Annotated in this window: 12 protein-coding genes; 7 read left to right on the top strand and 5 right to left on the bottom strand. The window is 39.9% G+C overall.

All coding sequences use genetic code 11. From position 1 onward, the window contains the following. Positions 1 to 9: 9 nt before the first annotated feature. Complete coding sequence (locus OM33_RS19875; RefSeq protein WP_052141280.1) at positions 10 to 2343, bottom strand: GH92 family glycosyl hydrolase; 2334 nt, start codon at positions 2341 to 2343, stop codon at positions 10 to 12. A gap of 185 nt (positions 2344 to 2528) precedes the next feature. On the opposite strand from OM33_RS19875, the gene OM33_RS19870 reads away from it, so the two are divergent. Then, positions 2529 to 3560, top strand: a complete 1032-nt coding sequence (locus tag OM33_RS19870) for a LacI family DNA-binding transcriptional regulator (protein ID WP_040136191.1) — start codon at positions 2529 to 2531, stop codon at positions 3558 to 3560. 54 nt (positions 3561 to 3614) lie between these two features. Here OM33_RS19870 and OM33_RS19865 read toward each other — a convergent pair whose 3' ends face one another. Then, entirely contained in the window at positions 3615 to 5129 is a 1515-nt protein-coding gene (locus OM33_RS19865; RefSeq protein ID WP_052141205.1) for a serine hydrolase domain-containing protein, read from the bottom strand. Between the two features lie 203 nt (positions 5130 to 5332). On the opposite strand from OM33_RS19865, the gene OM33_RS19860 reads away from it, so the two are divergent. Then, the gene (locus tag OM33_RS19860; RefSeq protein WP_040137021.1) at positions 5333 to 5725 is read left to right on the top strand and encodes a MerC domain-containing protein; all 393 of its coding nucleotides are present in this window, start codon (positions 5333 to 5335) and stop codon (positions 5723 to 5725) included. A gap of 46 nt (positions 5726 to 5771) precedes the next feature. On the opposite strand, the gene OM33_RS19855 is transcribed toward OM33_RS19860, so the two are convergent. Together OM33_RS19855 and OM33_RS19850 are read right to left on the bottom strand one after the other, a co-directional pair. Then, the gene (locus OM33_RS19855; RefSeq protein ID WP_040136189.1) at positions 5772 to 6734 is read right to left on the bottom strand and encodes a hypothetical protein; all 963 of its coding nucleotides are present in this window, start codon (positions 6732 to 6734) and stop codon (positions 5772 to 5774) included. Positions 6735 to 6963: 229 nt separating this feature from the next. Continuing rightward, positions 6964 to 8142 (bottom strand): MFS transporter, encoded by a 1179-nt coding sequence (locus tag OM33_RS19850; RefSeq protein WP_040136187.1) that lies wholly within the window; start codon positions 8140 to 8142, stop codon positions 6964 to 6966. Positions 8143 to 8262: 120 nt separating this feature from the next. Here OM33_RS19850 and OM33_RS19845 point away from each other — a divergent pair, with 120 nt between their 5' ends. From OM33_RS19845 to OM33_RS19825, 5 genes are all read left to right on the top strand, one after another. Further along, positions 8263 to 9051: an AraC family transcriptional regulator gene (locus tag OM33_RS19845; RefSeq protein WP_040136185.1), complete on the top strand. Its 789-nt coding sequence runs from the start codon at positions 8263 to 8265 to the stop codon at positions 9049 to 9051. A 125-nt stretch (positions 9052 to 9176) separates the two neighbouring features. Then, entirely contained in the window at positions 9177 to 9866 is a 690-nt protein-coding gene (locus OM33_RS19840) for a hypothetical protein (RefSeq protein WP_040136183.1), read from the top strand. 192 nt (positions 9867 to 10058) lie between these two features. Beyond that, positions 10059 to 10793 (top strand): hypothetical protein, encoded by a 735-nt coding sequence (locus tag OM33_RS19835; protein ID WP_040136181.1) that lies wholly within the window; start codon positions 10059 to 10061, stop codon positions 10791 to 10793. Between the two features lie 19 nt (positions 10794 to 10812). Beyond that, positions 10813 to 11811: a sensor histidine kinase gene (locus OM33_RS19830; protein WP_040136179.1), complete on the top strand. Its 999-nt coding sequence runs from the start codon at positions 10813 to 10815 to the stop codon at positions 11809 to 11811. A 5-nt stretch (positions 11812 to 11816) separates the two neighbouring features. Then, a complete protein-coding gene (locus OM33_RS19825) occupies positions 11817 to 12560 on the top strand; it encodes a LytR/AlgR family response regulator transcription factor (protein WP_040136177.1) in 744 nt (247 codons plus the stop codon). 17 nt (positions 12561 to 12577) lie between these two features. Here OM33_RS19825 and OM33_RS19820 read toward each other — a convergent pair whose 3' ends face one another. Next, positions 12578 to 14584, bottom strand: a complete 2007-nt coding sequence (locus tag OM33_RS19820) for a winged helix-turn-helix domain-containing protein (protein WP_040136175.1) — start codon at positions 14582 to 14584, stop codon at positions 12578 to 12580. Positions 14585 to 14703 lie beyond the last annotated feature (119 nt).

The raw sequence follows: 14703 nt of genomic DNA, 5'->3' as shown, positions 1-14703 counted from the left end.
ATTAAAATTTTAATGCAATGTATTTGGATTTTTCGGATTACTCAGTGACGGTGGACGCGACGATAGCGCATTACCAAAGGTTTTGTTTGGTTTTGCAGACATGGTGAATTCAAGGGTGCCACCTGAGATAATATCGTCGTGCGTAATGTAACTGCGATTTAATGGTTTGCCATTAAGTGATACTTGGCTTACAAATTTGTTATCTGCTGATAGGTGCTTTGCAAGCACAGTAAATTGCTTTTTATTGGCAAGTTTTAAAGTAATTTTTGGCAGTTGTGGTGCACCGAGTGCATAATTTAAATCACCCGGAGCAACAGGGTAAAAACCCATCGCCGAAAAGATATACCATGCCGACATTTGCCCTACGTCGTCATTCCCTGCAAGGCCGTCAGGTTTGTCTGATGATAGGGTATCCATAATTTGGCGAATGCGCGCTTGTGTGCGCCATGGCTCACCCGCGTAATTGTATAAATAAGCAATATGATGGCTTGGCTCGTTACCGTGAGCGTATTGGCCAATTAATCCCGCAATGTCTTCATGCTCTTTAATTTTTTCATAGGCAAGCTCAGTTTCAAAAAGCTCATCAAGGCGTGCAATAAAAGCTTTGTCGCCACCTTTTAAGTTAATTAAACCGTGCACATCTTGTGGCACATAAAAGCTGTATTGATAGCTGTTACCTTCGGTAAATGCGCCCATGTATTTCGCTTCTTGCGGGTCAAAATCTGGGTTCCAAGAACCATCTTTCATGCGCCCGCGCATAAATTTAACGCTTGGGTCGAAGACATTTTGATAATAGGTGGCACGTTCATAGTACTCAGCAGCAAGTTCATTTTCGCCAAGAGCTGTTAAAAACTGGCCAATGGCATAATCGTCGTAAGCGTATTCAAGGGTGATCGAGGTTGATTCTGGCAGTACATCTAGTGGTACATAGCCATAGTGTTTATATTCAGGAATGGCATCGTAATGCGGGTGGTTTGCGGTTGCTAAAATGGCTTCTTTAGCAAGGGCAACATCAAAATCTCGAATACCTTTTAGGTAGGCGTCGGCAATAACCGACACCGCATGATAGCCGATCATGGTCCAAGTTTCGTGGCCATGGAATGACCAAATAGGCAGCATTTTGTCATAGCTTTGCTGGTAATGATCAAGCATTGAGGCAATCATGTCAGACACTTTGTCTGGCTCGACATACGTTAATAGCGGATGAAGCGCACGGTAGGTATCCCAAAGTGAAAACAAAGTGTAATGGGTGTGATCTTTTGCTTGGTGGATTTCACCATCAACACCTCGGTACTGGCCGTTGACGTCTTGATATACACTTGGCGCTTGCAGCGCATGATAAACCGAGGTGTAAAACTGGCGTTTTTGTGAAAGCGAGCCTTCGATTTCAAACTTATCGAGGGATTTATGCCACACATCGTCTGCTTGTTTTACCACTTTATCGAAATTCCAGTGTGGAATTTCACTGTTTAAATTTTCAAGTGCATTGGACTTGCTCACAGCAGAAATACCCACCTTAACCAATAGCGGGTTGCCTTTTAAATTATCAAAATCAGCCACGACTTTTAGAGCTTTACCTGCGGCTTCCGGAATTTTGTAATTAACAATGGTTGATGGCTTTTTACCACTGCCTTCACTTAAACACCCATTACAGCGATAACGGCTGTTATCGAGATTAATCAGTTCAATGTCTTTAAAAGGCTTTGAAAACTCGATGGCAAAGTACATTTGACGATTGTTCGCCCAGCCGTTAGTTGCACGGTACGCCAATATAGTGCGGTCGTTGATAACGCGTACATCACTCCAAATCACTTTGTTTTTAAAGTTATAAATGCCATGGGTTAAATCGAGCAGTACGCTGCCTTTGTCGTGTTCTTTAAAGGTGTATTTATGCATGCCAACACGGGTGGTGGCGGTTAGTTCGGCATTAATCTTGTAGTCTTCAAGCAATACTTGGTAATAGCCAGGTTTGGCACTTTCGTTTTGATGGCTAAAGCGCGAGCGGTATCCTGAATCGGGATTTTTGGCCGTGCCCGCGTCTAATTTGACCTCTCCCGTAATAGGCATCATCAGTAAATCACCTAAATCAGAATGCCCTGTGCCACTAAAATGAGTGTGAGAGAAGCCAACAATGGTGGTGTCATCATAGTGATAACCTGCACAGCGTTTATAAATTTCGGGCTGCGGGTCGATACCGCGAAACACCGAATCGGTATCAGGACTTAACTGCACCATACCAAATGGCACAACCGCACCTGGAAACGTATGGCCGTCACCACCCGTGCCAATAAAGGGATCTACATATTGGGTATTTGCTGATACAACAGGGATTGTCAGCATCATTGCACCGCTTGCAAACAGGGAAAAAGCGGTGTTTTTTGTACGTTGCCAGTGCTGGCTTATTGTTTTCATTGTGTGCCTCATGCCGAAATAAAACAAAAATGGAACGTTCCAATTTTAATTTGAATATACTGATCAGTTTGTTAGAATACAAGCCATAATAACCAAATTTATAGCTGGTAAGCTGAGTGGTAAATCACACCTCCTCATTAAATAAATCACTAAAAGCGTCCCCTCAACAGGATAAAAAATCCGTTACAGTTCATGATGTTGCCCGCGTTGCTGGGGTGTCTAAATCAACTGTATCGTTAGTTTTACGCGGCAGTGAAAAAGCAAGTGCGAAAGCAAAAGACAAAGTACTAAAGGCGATTGAAGAAACCGGTTATGTGTATAACCGAGATGCTGCTGCCATGCGCAGTAAATCATCTGACTTAGTGGCCATTGTTATAAACGATTTAACCAACCCCTATTCGGCAAAATTGGCGGTGGCGCTTGAAAAGCATGTGCGTCAACTAGGTCTAATGGCAACGCTGGTTAACACCAGTGAAGATGTCGAAACGCAAACACAAATTGTTGCCAAGTTAAAAGAATATCGCGTTAAAGCCTTTATTATTTGTCCTGCACCCAATACTGAAGCACAGTGGCTTGAAGAGCTGCAAACTATGCAAACCCAAGTGGTGAGTATTATGCGTCAAGTAAGCGGCAGCACCATACCTTGCGTACTTCCTGACAATGAAAAGGGGGTTTACACCGCCACTAAAGCACTAATAAAACGCGGCCATAAGCAAATTGCGTTTATTGGAGGTGATGATGCGATTTCGGATTATCATCAACGATTATTAGGTTTTAACAACGCTATTAATGAACACAAAGATGTAAGCTCTTGGGTGTTTAATAGTGCGACTAACCGCCAAGGCGGACGATTGGCGATGTCGATGTGCTTAGAAAAAGTACCTTCAATTGAATCGGTGATGTGCTTTAACGATATTGTGGCTTATGGTGTGATGGAATATTTAGCTGAGCAAAGTATTAAACCGGGACATGATATTGGCGTGATTGGTTTTGATGATTTAGACGACTCAAAACTAATGAGTGTGCCACTTAGTACAGTAAAAATTGACGCTGACGATATTGCCAAAGCGGTGTGCGAAATTTTAAAAGGCGATAAGCCTGAAAGTTTAAAACAAGTACCTGTTAGCTTAATTGAGCGTAGTTCTTAAGTTTTAGTTTTGTAAGCATCAGCCGAGAGAGTCACGGCTGATGCTTAATGCTTATTAGTTGTTATTAAGCAGTTTGCTTATCTGTATCTTATTATGTGAACTTAGCTCAACACGGGTGCTAATCGATTTTCGTGTTGCAACGGCTTGTCGACTAACAAAGTAGTCATAGCTTTGCCCGTCATTGGTAGAGACAAAGTTAAAGGCTAACTGTTGATTATTTAGTGTTAACGCAAACATATTGGCAGAGATGGGCGTAAGTGTTTCGCTGTAACTTACCCCTTGTGCGTCAAGTGCTGGCATCGATACCTGTAGTTTGCCCGAAACATTTGAAATGGTTAAATCCAAACCATAAATGGTGTATTCACCAGCGAATTTATCAAATAGCTCAGTGTTAACGGCTGGTAATTCAAACGGCTCTGCTTCTGGCAGCACATTTACATGTTTTAACGCTGCAATCAATGTACCTGATAAATTATCTGACTCACCGCTGCTGAGTACTGAAATGGCAAGGTCATGATCTGGGAATACATAAAACAAGCTGGTGTAGGCATTCGCATTACCGCCGTGTTCAAAATGCCTAATTGGATACCATTTGTTGTCATACATAAAACCATCGCTGACAAACATGCCATAGCCATAATGAACAGGCAGCGGATTGGGTATTAATACGTGTTTGCCGCTAAGTGTTTGTGAGGATGCCTGTGTAAGCACATTTTCATTACCTTGAAGTAAGAGCTTTGCCAAATTAAGCATCTCTGTTGGTGTTGACCAGGTATTGCCACCTGCAGGTAATACTACTTCTGAGCTAAGTAATTCATCAATACTGGTATGCTTTTTAATTTGATCATTAGCGTCATTAATACTAAGCGCAAAATTACCATCGGCTTTTACTTTTTCATTTGAAAAAGTTGAACGTGTCATAGCGAGAGGGGTAAGCACTTCTTGCTCAACATAGCTTGCATAATCAAGCCCACTTTCTAACGCGATAACGGCACCTAAATATGAATAGTTAGGGTTTGAGTAGTTGTAGAAAAGACCAGGTTGGTTAAGCACACCATTATCAATGGTGTATTCATCGCGCATAAACGAAATTAAATCTGAATCTGAGCTAATACCTTCATAGTCATCTTCAAATGCACCCTTGTGAGTCATTAACCATTCAAGCTCAATTGCTTGCCAAAAATCTGTGTGTTCAATAGGAAAGTTTATATTGTGCAGGTGATCAACAAGTTTATCGTCTAGCCCTAAACGATTTTGTTCAACAAGTTGAAGTGTGGCAATGCTGGTAAGGACTTTGGTGGTAGAGCCAATTTGAAAAAGCGTATTTTTATCCACTTTTTCGGTACTATTTGGCTGCTTATTGCCAACCGCATCAGCAAATACAACCTCGCCTTTGTGGTAAATGGCAACTGAGATTGCGCCCGCATTATTGCTAATACGATCTTGTTCTGCTTGTTGCATTAATGCTGAAGGAGGGGTCACTACAACAACATCATCGTCTTTTTTTGACGAGCCGCCGCAACCAGTAACTAACAGTGCAAATGTGATTAAAGATAGCGTGTGTTTCATTCTATATTCCTTGATAAAAAGTAACAGCAAACAGACTATAAAATGCGCAAGGGATGTTTTCTGTAAGTGTTAGTGAGGCTTTGTGAGAAACTGTTGCTTTGTGTAAGTGTGCTGTTGCACTTTTAGGGCAGGATCCATAATCCTTATTGATAACACTAATGGAGATGTTATATTATCTCATTATTTGTAATGAGAACCTTTTCGTGCAACAACGTCTAGATAAATTAGCCATTAGTATTTCTTCATTGTGTATCGTGCACTGCTTATTACTGCCAATTGGTATTGTGCTAATCCCTTCAATTGGTTTACAAACGCTTGCTGACGAAGCATTTCATCAAATGCTGATTGTGGCAGTGTTATTAACCAGTTGTAGTGCATTATTTATGGGCTGTAGACAACATAAAGTATGGCGAGTTTTAACTTGGGGGGTGAGCGGGTTATTTCTCTTAATCGCCGCAGTATTATTTGGCCACGATTTTGGCGAACTATTTGAAAAAGGGTTAACCTTGATAGGCTCGCTTTTTGTCATTATTGGGCATGTTCAAAATTATCGTTTGTGTAAACAGCTCGCATGTTCTCATAATCATGATGAATGATGTCTAATTCAAAGCCCCAACGTGTGTTAGGGCTATTGAAACTGCGTTAAATTAAGTTGATATTACCTGTTTGTACGAGCGTTACATTTGCAGCGCTATTGGTTTTAACGAGTACATGGCAGTTTTTTAAACCTTTAGTAGAAAAGGCGATAGTGTTATTAGCGGTGCTCAAGTCTTCTACTTTGTCGTCGCAACGAAGCTGCGCATTCGAGACGTTACCTGTGTTTACGGTAATTTCACCATTTGATAAAAACACCTTTCTAAAAAACGGCGCATCACTGGCAATTTGCTTTTGTGCCGCCTGAGTTTTATTTGAAACAATACCGTTTTGAATGTCGTTAACGTACTGCTCATGGAGTTCATCAATATTAATCGCATTTTGCTTTAAAATAGTTTCTAGTTTATTTAATGCAAAACTTGCCATTTGGTAATTCTGATCACGATTAAACCAATTAATTGCACTTTTTAATGCCGCTACTGAAAGCTCTGTGGGTAAGTTTTGAGCGGTATTAAATACGCCCATCATCGCAACGTCATAATCTGTCCATGCGCGGTGTTTGTAAAAAGCGCGGCTCTTAATCCAGTAATAGAGCGCTTGCTCTGCGTCTGTTTTCGCTAGCGGCTTTAACTGGTTAGCAATTGCTGTTTTAAGCTGTGTTAAAGAGCTTGATGTAATACTTTGTTCAATTTGCCCATAGGCGTTATAAAATGATTTGCTTGCACGAGTGTTTGCTGAATTATTTGCTGAGATAAACACCGTATTGCTTAGATTTTTTGGTGGTTGTTTACGTAGTTGTTTCTCAATTTTTTTTGTTAGGTTTTTTGATACATCACTAAACTCAGACTGATCTAATATATCAATACTGGTGATATTTCCTGATGCATCCACTACATAATTTACATAAGCCCAACCCTGGCTGTTATTTTGTTTAGTTAATGTGGTTTTTGCTAAAACACCATTTGCACTTAAGCAAATTACCGCAAGAATAATCGATTTTAACGTTGTCATAATAAAATCCAGGGTGATTAATTTTTGCGCAATATAATAGTGTTCAGACCAGTTTAAAAGGACAAATATGCCTGCTGTTTACAAATTGATACATTAGCTACTATTTCTAATACTAAAGTTTGTGTTGATTATAATTTGAACGCTTCCGACTAGGTTGTTGATGCGTTTATTGCAATAAAGGCTGAGCTGGCATAGAAGCATGAGTAGGGCTACTAAATAGCCCTTTTAGTTAAGCGGGGTTATTTGCTAAACGCTGTTTTGCCAAATGTGGGTTAATAAACTGACTTAATACCAGTGAACAAAACGCAAGCACAGCACCAAAATAAAATACTAATGAATTATCGTAAAGCCACACTAAGCCAAAGCTGGCAGGAATAATGACTGCAGCTATATGGTTGATAGTGAAACTTACTCCAGCTGTTGCGGCAATATCTTCAGGTCGAGCGATTTTCTGGAAATAGGTTTTTATAGCAATTGCCATTGCAAAGAAGATGTGATCAATCACATATAACACAGCAGCGCCGGTTGCACTTTCGACAATAGCATAACCAATAAATACAAAAATTAATCCTATATATTCGATTGATAATGCGCGCTGTTCACCGATTTTACCGATCATTTTGCCAATTTTAGGTGCAATAAAAATATTAATTAAGTGGTTGAGCATATATAACGCTGAGATTTCAGCAACGCCATAACCAAACTTTTCGACCATTAAGAATCCAGCAAACACCATAAAGATTTGACGACGTGCACCTGAGAAAAATGTCAGTAAGTAGAAGAGGGTATACTCTTTTCTAAAAATCAGCTTTTTATGCTGCGAGGTGTGTTGTTGAAATGAAGGGTGAGATAACCACAACCACACAGTGGCAAGTAAGCCAATACCGCCAACAAATAAATACACAAACTGATATGAGGTGGCTAAAAAAGAGAAAAAGAACCAAATAATGGCAAATGCACACAGCGATGCAATCGACTTGATAGACAGAAGTTTTCCAAGCTTTTCAGGCGCTTCGTCTTTACTAAACCATTGCAAGCTAAGTGATTGATTAATCGTTTCATAATAGTGAAAACCAACCGACATTAGCACAGTGGTTGCGTACAAACCGTAAACAGTAGGGAAAAGCCCTGTCAATGCTACCCCTATAACCAGTAACGAAAGGGAAATAAGAGCAAATGTTTGCTCTTTTAGTACTAATAAAACAAAGACAGCCGTAAAGGCGAGAAAGCCTGGTATTTCGCGAAGTGATTGCAACATACCAATGTTGGCGCCATTAAAGTTTGCTGCTTCAATCGCAAAGTTGTTTAACAGTGCATTCCATGCGGAAAAGGTAAATGCCATTACTGCACCGGCAATAGCTAAAAAACTAAATGGGCTGGGCTTATATGATTTAATAACGTTAAGCAAAGTGACGCTCCTGTCGGGGTTGAGTAAGAACGCAAAAATTGTAAAACAGATAGGCTTTGTCATGTTATCGAATATATGACATTCTATTTACTCAATCAGACAAAGTGAAAATGTTCATTAATGAACCAATGGCGATCAACTCCATCACGATTTAAAAAGAAAACGCTTGGCAGGCCTGTATTACCAAGAGCGACCAATATGCCGCCTTGGGAGCATGTAAAAACGCACCAACATACGTGGGGGCAGTTAGCGTATACCAGTAATGGGGTACTCACAATTCTCACGCCAGAGGGAAAATTTATCATTCCACCGCAACAGGCACTTTGGCTACCACCTAAACTAGATCATGAAAGTTTTTGTCGTTATGGCGGAAAATTTCGCAGTGTTTATATCGATGAAAAATACACAAAACGGTTAGGCAATGTTGCGAAATCAATTGAAGTAGACAGTGTACTCCGTGCCCTTATTTTAGAGATCTGCACGTGGCAAGATGACTATCTGTTAGATGATAAAACTCAGCGTTTTATCGATGTGTTTATTGACCGTATTGAGCTTGCTAAAGAAACCAATTTTGTGATGCCGCTAAGTGAAGATGCGCGTTTAATGCCAATTATCAGCGAGCTTTTGGCCAATCCTGGAAACAAACTAACCATTGAACAATGGGGTGAAAAAGTAGGTGCTTCAAGCCGTACCCTGAGTCGTTTGTTCAATAAGCAAATGAACATGGGCTTTTCACAGTGGAAGCAAAAGCTTAAAGCATTTAAAGCTGTAGAGTTACTGGAAGCAGGGTATCGTCAGCAAGATATTGCACATCAACTTGGATTTGAATCGGTTTCGGCATTCAATACTGCGTTTAAGCATTATTTTGGCGTGGCACCTAACGCGTATATTAAGACGCAACATAAATAGTACTATTGACGAACATCCAATCGTATCGCTAGTGAGTGATTTTGCGCTCAATAAAAGGTTTGAATAATAAGATTACATATGTAATTATAAATTTAAAGATTACATTTGTAATTAAAAGGATGTATATGAAATATTTAGTACTTTTATCTTTATTATTGTTAACTGCATGTGCCAATACACAACTGCATTTAGTGACAAAAGGGTATTCGAACAGCGAAATAGAAGCACTTAAAAATAGTCTGAGTGAGCAATTGGTTGATGAAAAAATAGATGTAGTGCTAAGCAGCATATCAATTCCTTCTAATTTTCCCAATGCATCGCTTGCCTTAAACCCTTCGTTTAATCAGCCAGAGGTTATTGCGAACCTTGATAAATGGCTTGTTGCTAACGGCCATAAAACATCGCGAGAATTTCGCTTTAGTGAAGGCAATCATTATTATTCAAAAGCCCATTTAGGTCTGTACATACGAAAACCAGGTACCGAGAGGCAAGTTGACCTGCCACCTTATTTACGCACACAGTATTGCGATGTGGCTGACGGCACACTCGCGCTTAACAAAGATGGCGAAGCGGTTTTAGAGTACGAGCTAATTGGCGATGGCAGTGATAAAATAGATACTCTGAATGGTCAGTGGTTGTTTGAGAATAATCAACTATCAGTTGATTTTAGAACAATAAATCAAACATTTAAGCTAGTTAAGCAAGAAAAAGAAACGCATTTAGGACCCCGCCCCGCAGATGTGTATAAACCGATGCAACAACTAGCAAAAAAGCATATTTTAAACTGTGAATTCTTGATTATTTATATTAATTAACATGTTTTAACCCTCAATCTTTCTTTATTCATCGTTATTTTCAGTATTTATGGGTGGGAAAATCATTTATTTGATTTTTCCCCCTGTTAATTCTTATTTTTCCCCCACTGGTTGTTTTTACATTAAAACGCGAAGTTTTTGTGGTTAGTCTAGACCCTATCAGCTCATAACGACTAGCAAAGAGATAACAAAATGAATAACAACAACGTAGAAAAACAACTGACTGTACAAAAACGCATTAACGCAGCACTTACCATTGGCTTAGTGTCACTCGCGGGCTATGTTGGTCTTGCCAAGCCATCGGTAGCTGAATTTGAAGAAATTAGTGTCGAGCGCTTAAACATTGTAGAAAAAAATGGCTATAACCGCATGGTACTCGCTAACTCAGATAAATCGCCAGGTGCCATTAAGCAAGGTAAAGAAGTGTTTAAACACAATTCACCGCGCCCAGGTATGATCTTCTATAACGATGAAGGCACAGAAAACGGTGGCTTTGTGTTTCGCGGCGAAAAGGTAAATGACAAAGTAAATCACGGTTTGCACATGTCATTTGACCGTTACAACCAAGATCAAACTTTAATGATGCAACACATCGAAATGGATGATTACATGATCACAGGCTTAACCGTGATGGATAGACCAAACACCTCGATGGACTTTGACATGACCAACCGCTTTATTGAGGCGCAAAAAGCGGGTGATACAAAAACCATGAATGAGATTGAAAAATACTTAGTTGATAATAAATTGCTTGGTGCACGCCGCGCATTTTACGGTACGCTAAATGGTGATTCTCGCCTGCAATTAAATGATGCGGATGGCAAAAAACGCATTCAAATGGTGGTTACCAAAGACGGTGAAGCCAAACTAGAGTTTTTAGATGCCAATGGAAAGGTTATTATGCGTCTTCCAGAAACAGCCGAATAATAAAAATAGGAATACGCGCGTGCCAAAGGCAATTAACTATCTGGTTCTATTTGTATTTTCGTTGTTAATAGTGCTTTATGCAGCACTATTAACAACACCCAAAGGGCAAAATCTTAATATTCATTTAGATGCCCCTTTTTGGATTTTTTTACAGTGCGTGATTGCGCAATGGTTAACCCTCAAGATTTACCATGTTATCAAACAAGGTAATAGCTCAATAACCATGCATATTGCTAAGGTGTTTTTTGCCAGCAACTTAGTGTTTAGTAGCTTAGTTACAGCCCTTGTTTTAGCGCTTGAAACTGTTATTGGTATTCAAAAAATCGATACGATGCATATGATTGCAACGCTTGGCATGAACGCGTTATTACATGCTTTAATAGGCGCGTATTCGCTGGCTTTTGAGTTGGTTACTCGGTTACAAGGGCAGCAGTTAATATTGGCTAAAAAAGAAAAAGCGTTACTCGATAGCCAAGTAAAAACCCTGCAACAACATATCGACCCACATTTTTTATTTAATAACTTAAATGTATTGTCGGCCTTAATTGTGAAAGATCCCGATGAGGCAGAAGAATATTTAGCCCAGTTCAGTGATATTTATCGTTATATTCTTGAACATAAATCAAAAAATTTAGTGCCACTTAGCCATGAATTGGCGTTTGCTAACCATTATATGGCACTTATCAATACGCGCTTTAATGGTGCTTACACGCTCAATGTGACACAAGGCGAGGGGAGAAATACAGCAGAAATTATTCCGTGCGCACTGCAACTTGCCATTGAAAATGTGGTAAAACATAATGCAGCGAGTAGCGATAACCCGCTTGAGATCACGATAGATATCCAAAGTGATTGCATCGTAATTACAAACCCGCTTCGCTTAAAAGAATTTAAAGCACACTCGAGCAAAATCGGTTTGACGCATTTAAATGCCCAGTGCCAAGCCATTTTTAACCAATCAATTTTAGTAGATGAAAGAAACGGTTGTTTTTCACTCACATTGCCTCTTGGAGTTTAAGTAGCATGAATATTGTCATTATTGAAGACGAGCCGCTGGCGGCGGAAAAACTGGTTAATTACGTCACGCGCTTTGATGCCAATGCTAATGTGCTAAAAATATGCGACAAGGTTGCCGATGTCATTGCGTTTTTTCAAACTGAACCTGAAGTTGACCTGATTTTTTCTGACATTGAATTGCTCGATGGCCAAGTATTTAACGCCTTTGAAGAAATTGATTTACCTTGCCCTGTTATTTTTACGACCTCGTATAACGCGTTTTGGACCCAGGCTTTCGATAACCAAGGTATCGCGTATTTATTAAAGCCCTTTACCTATAAGCGCTTTACAAGCGCAATGACAAATTATGAGTCGTTAAAAGCAAATTTAACTCAAACCAAGCAGCTAATCCAAAATCAAAGTACAAAGCGCTATAAATCGCGTTTTTTACTAAAACACGCCAATGCCGTAAGCATTTTAAATGTAGAAGATGTGGTATGTATTCGCGCTGCCTCTGGTGTACTTTCGGCATACGATAATGCAGGCAATCATCACTTATTGTCTGGCAATTCAATGACCGAGCTTGAAGCCGAGCTTAACCCCGAGCACTTTTTCAGACTGAATCGTAGTGATATTGTGAATATTCACTTTGTAACTTCATTTGAAAACTATGGCAAAGAAACGCTCGCAGTAAATCTTAATCATATTAACGAGCCTCTGATCACCAGCAAAACACGTACTAGCGAGTTTAAAAAGTGGTTAGCCAGTTAGTAACAGGTGGCTTAGCTTTATAACAAACGAACCAGTGACTTCTTACGTTTTGGCTCGGTTAAATATAAAAATGTTTCGTAATGAGGTGACGCGTTTATCAACATTTTCCCTTTATTGTCGCCAATTTTTACACGGCTGGTTTTCTCGGTGAGAATGTTGTGCTCACTGAGGTGATATTCTCCGTTTGATTCATGGGTAACATGAAGGGTGTCTTTATTTACTGTCAAGCCAATGATGTCCTTGCTAGCCGATTGCCAAAGCGCATCAAACTCACCATTGTTCACCCTGTAAACCGTTTGCCCATTTGAGAAGTAGATTCTGTCATGCTGATCGAGACTTAATGCCGAACAACTTAACTTCTTACCATCAGCTTGGAATGGCGTTAAGCTACCTGTTTCTAAGTTAAATATCGCAGGGTGATGGGTGGTGCCACTGTTGTCTCGGTAAGAAACAAGTAGTTGTGTGTTGTCACTAAACACGTCTCGTAAATAAAATGAATGGTGCGGATTAGTAATGGTTTCAACGTTGCGCGTATTGATGTCAATGCGAAATACGGTGTCTTTGCTCGCGGTGAAAATTTTGTCTCCTTGCTTGTTCCATACCACACCAAATAACTCATGGTTATTTGGATTATCAAATAACAGGGTTTGTTGGTTGTTGAAGTACAAAAACAATTGCTTTTGGCCAAACCGGTGAGACTCAAACACAAACTTATCACCAGCGGGCGAGTAGACTGGTAAAAAATCAATAGATGACGTGTTCACTAAGGTCTCAAAGGTATTCAACGCATCACGCTTTGCAGCAATAATATCCACATCAACTGCGACTTGTTCTAGCAGTATTTCATCACCAAGTTTATTGTACTGAGCGTCTCTTACGATTTTAAAATTGTTAAATGCAATGTGATTGATCTCACCAGCTAAAGAAACGGTAAGCAATTGATGGCGTTTACTAAGCAGTAAGTGCTCGCCATTGGGATGCCAACTAAGCCCACTTAAACCATCATCAATGGTTGCAAGCGTTGATACTTGATTGGTCGTTAGGTTGATTAAGTCAATGCGATAGTTGTTTTGTCCAGCCTCAAATCCGAGCGCTATGGTGTTTTGATCAGGTGATAAAGCATGGACTAACAGCCAATCTTGCCCTTGGCTTGAATAAATAACCTGTTTTTGTTTAGTGGTTAAATCAATGGTACTTAGTTGGGTGTCATTATTTTTAAGATGTCGCTCAACAAAGTAAATTTTATGGTTATCTGCCCAAGCGAGGTTGTGGCTTGAAACGCGGTGCTCGGTAAAGGACATCACTTGAGTGCGTTCTAACGGTGCTAGGGTGATTGGGTCGAATGTCACATAGCCAAGTTGTTGGGTGTTTTCTTGATTGGTTACAAATGCAAGGGCATTGCCAAGTGGGTGCCAGCCAAGTTGCGTATACACCTGGTCTTGAAGCAATACAACTTCTTCGCCTGTTGCTAAGTTTTTAAGCCAAATACTTTGCTTATTGTCAATTTCACGAATAAACGCAATGTGCTCACCAGAGGGCGAAAGTACAAAGCTAAATTCATTACTTTCGAGTGAATTAATCGGTCTTAGCAAGTTGAACTCAGTTTGCACAGAGGTTGAGTGTGTGCTTAACAAACCAACACCCGCGACAATCAATGTTATCAAAGCAAAGGTGAAAAGGTGCCAATGTGATCGGGGCGTTTTACTTTGGTTAGTGATTGGTGTTGGTAAGCTAAGGCTGTAACCACGTTTTGGATGCGTAATAATAAACCTTGGATTTTTGGCATCTTCTTTTAAAGCTTTTCTAAGAATAGCGATACTTCTTTGCACGGAACTTGGGCTAAAAGTTGCGCGTGGCCAAACCGCGTTAAAAATGGTTTCTTGACTAACCACTTCACCCTTATTTTCATAAAGTATTTTGAGAACATCCATGACTTTTGGTTCGATGGTTGTGCATTCTTCCCGTGATACTATTTGACAGCGGGTAACATCGACAGCAAATTCGCCAATCTCAAACTTACTCAAAGTAACTCCAAAAAATTATTATTATTCAATGCTTAAGGTTTTCTTAAGGTAAACTATAGGGTAACCCCATTGCGCCTAAAAAGAAAAAAATGACACCGTTGTTGCACGTTTAAATTACA

It is taken from the genome of Pseudoalteromonas piratica (assembly GCF_000788395.1).
GTDB lineage: Bacteria > Pseudomonadota > Gammaproteobacteria > Enterobacterales > Alteromonadaceae > Pseudoalteromonas > Pseudoalteromonas piratica.
This window is presented reverse-complemented; position numbering and strand designations above follow the sequence as displayed.

Bases quoted from the DNA above. Each gene is read 5' to 3' on its own strand.
- OM33_RS19875 (WP_052141280.1), bottom strand. From the start codon at position 2,343: ATGATGCTGACAATCCCTGTTGTATCAGCAAATACCCAATATGTAGAT.
- OM33_RS19865 (WP_052141205.1), bottom strand. From the start codon at position 5,129: ATGAAACACACGCTATCTTTAATCACATTTGCACTGTTAGTTACTGGT.
- OM33_RS19855 (WP_040136189.1), bottom strand. From the start codon at position 6,734: ATGACAACGTTAAAATCGATTATTCTTGCGGTAATTTGCTTAAGTGCA.
- OM33_RS19845 (WP_040136185.1), top strand. From the start codon at position 8,263: ATGAACCAATGGCGATCAACTCCATCACGATTTAAAAAGAAAACGCTT.
- OM33_RS19840 (WP_040136183.1), top strand. From the start codon at position 9,177: ATGAAATATTTAGTACTTTTATCTTTATTATTGTTAACTGCATGTGCC.
- OM33_RS19835 (WP_040136181.1), top strand. From the start codon at position 10,059: ATGAATAACAACAACGTAGAAAAACAACTGACTGTACAAAAACGCATT.
- OM33_RS19825 (WP_040136177.1), top strand. From the start codon at position 11,817: ATGAATATTGTCATTATTGAAGACGAGCCGCTGGCGGCGGAAAAACTG.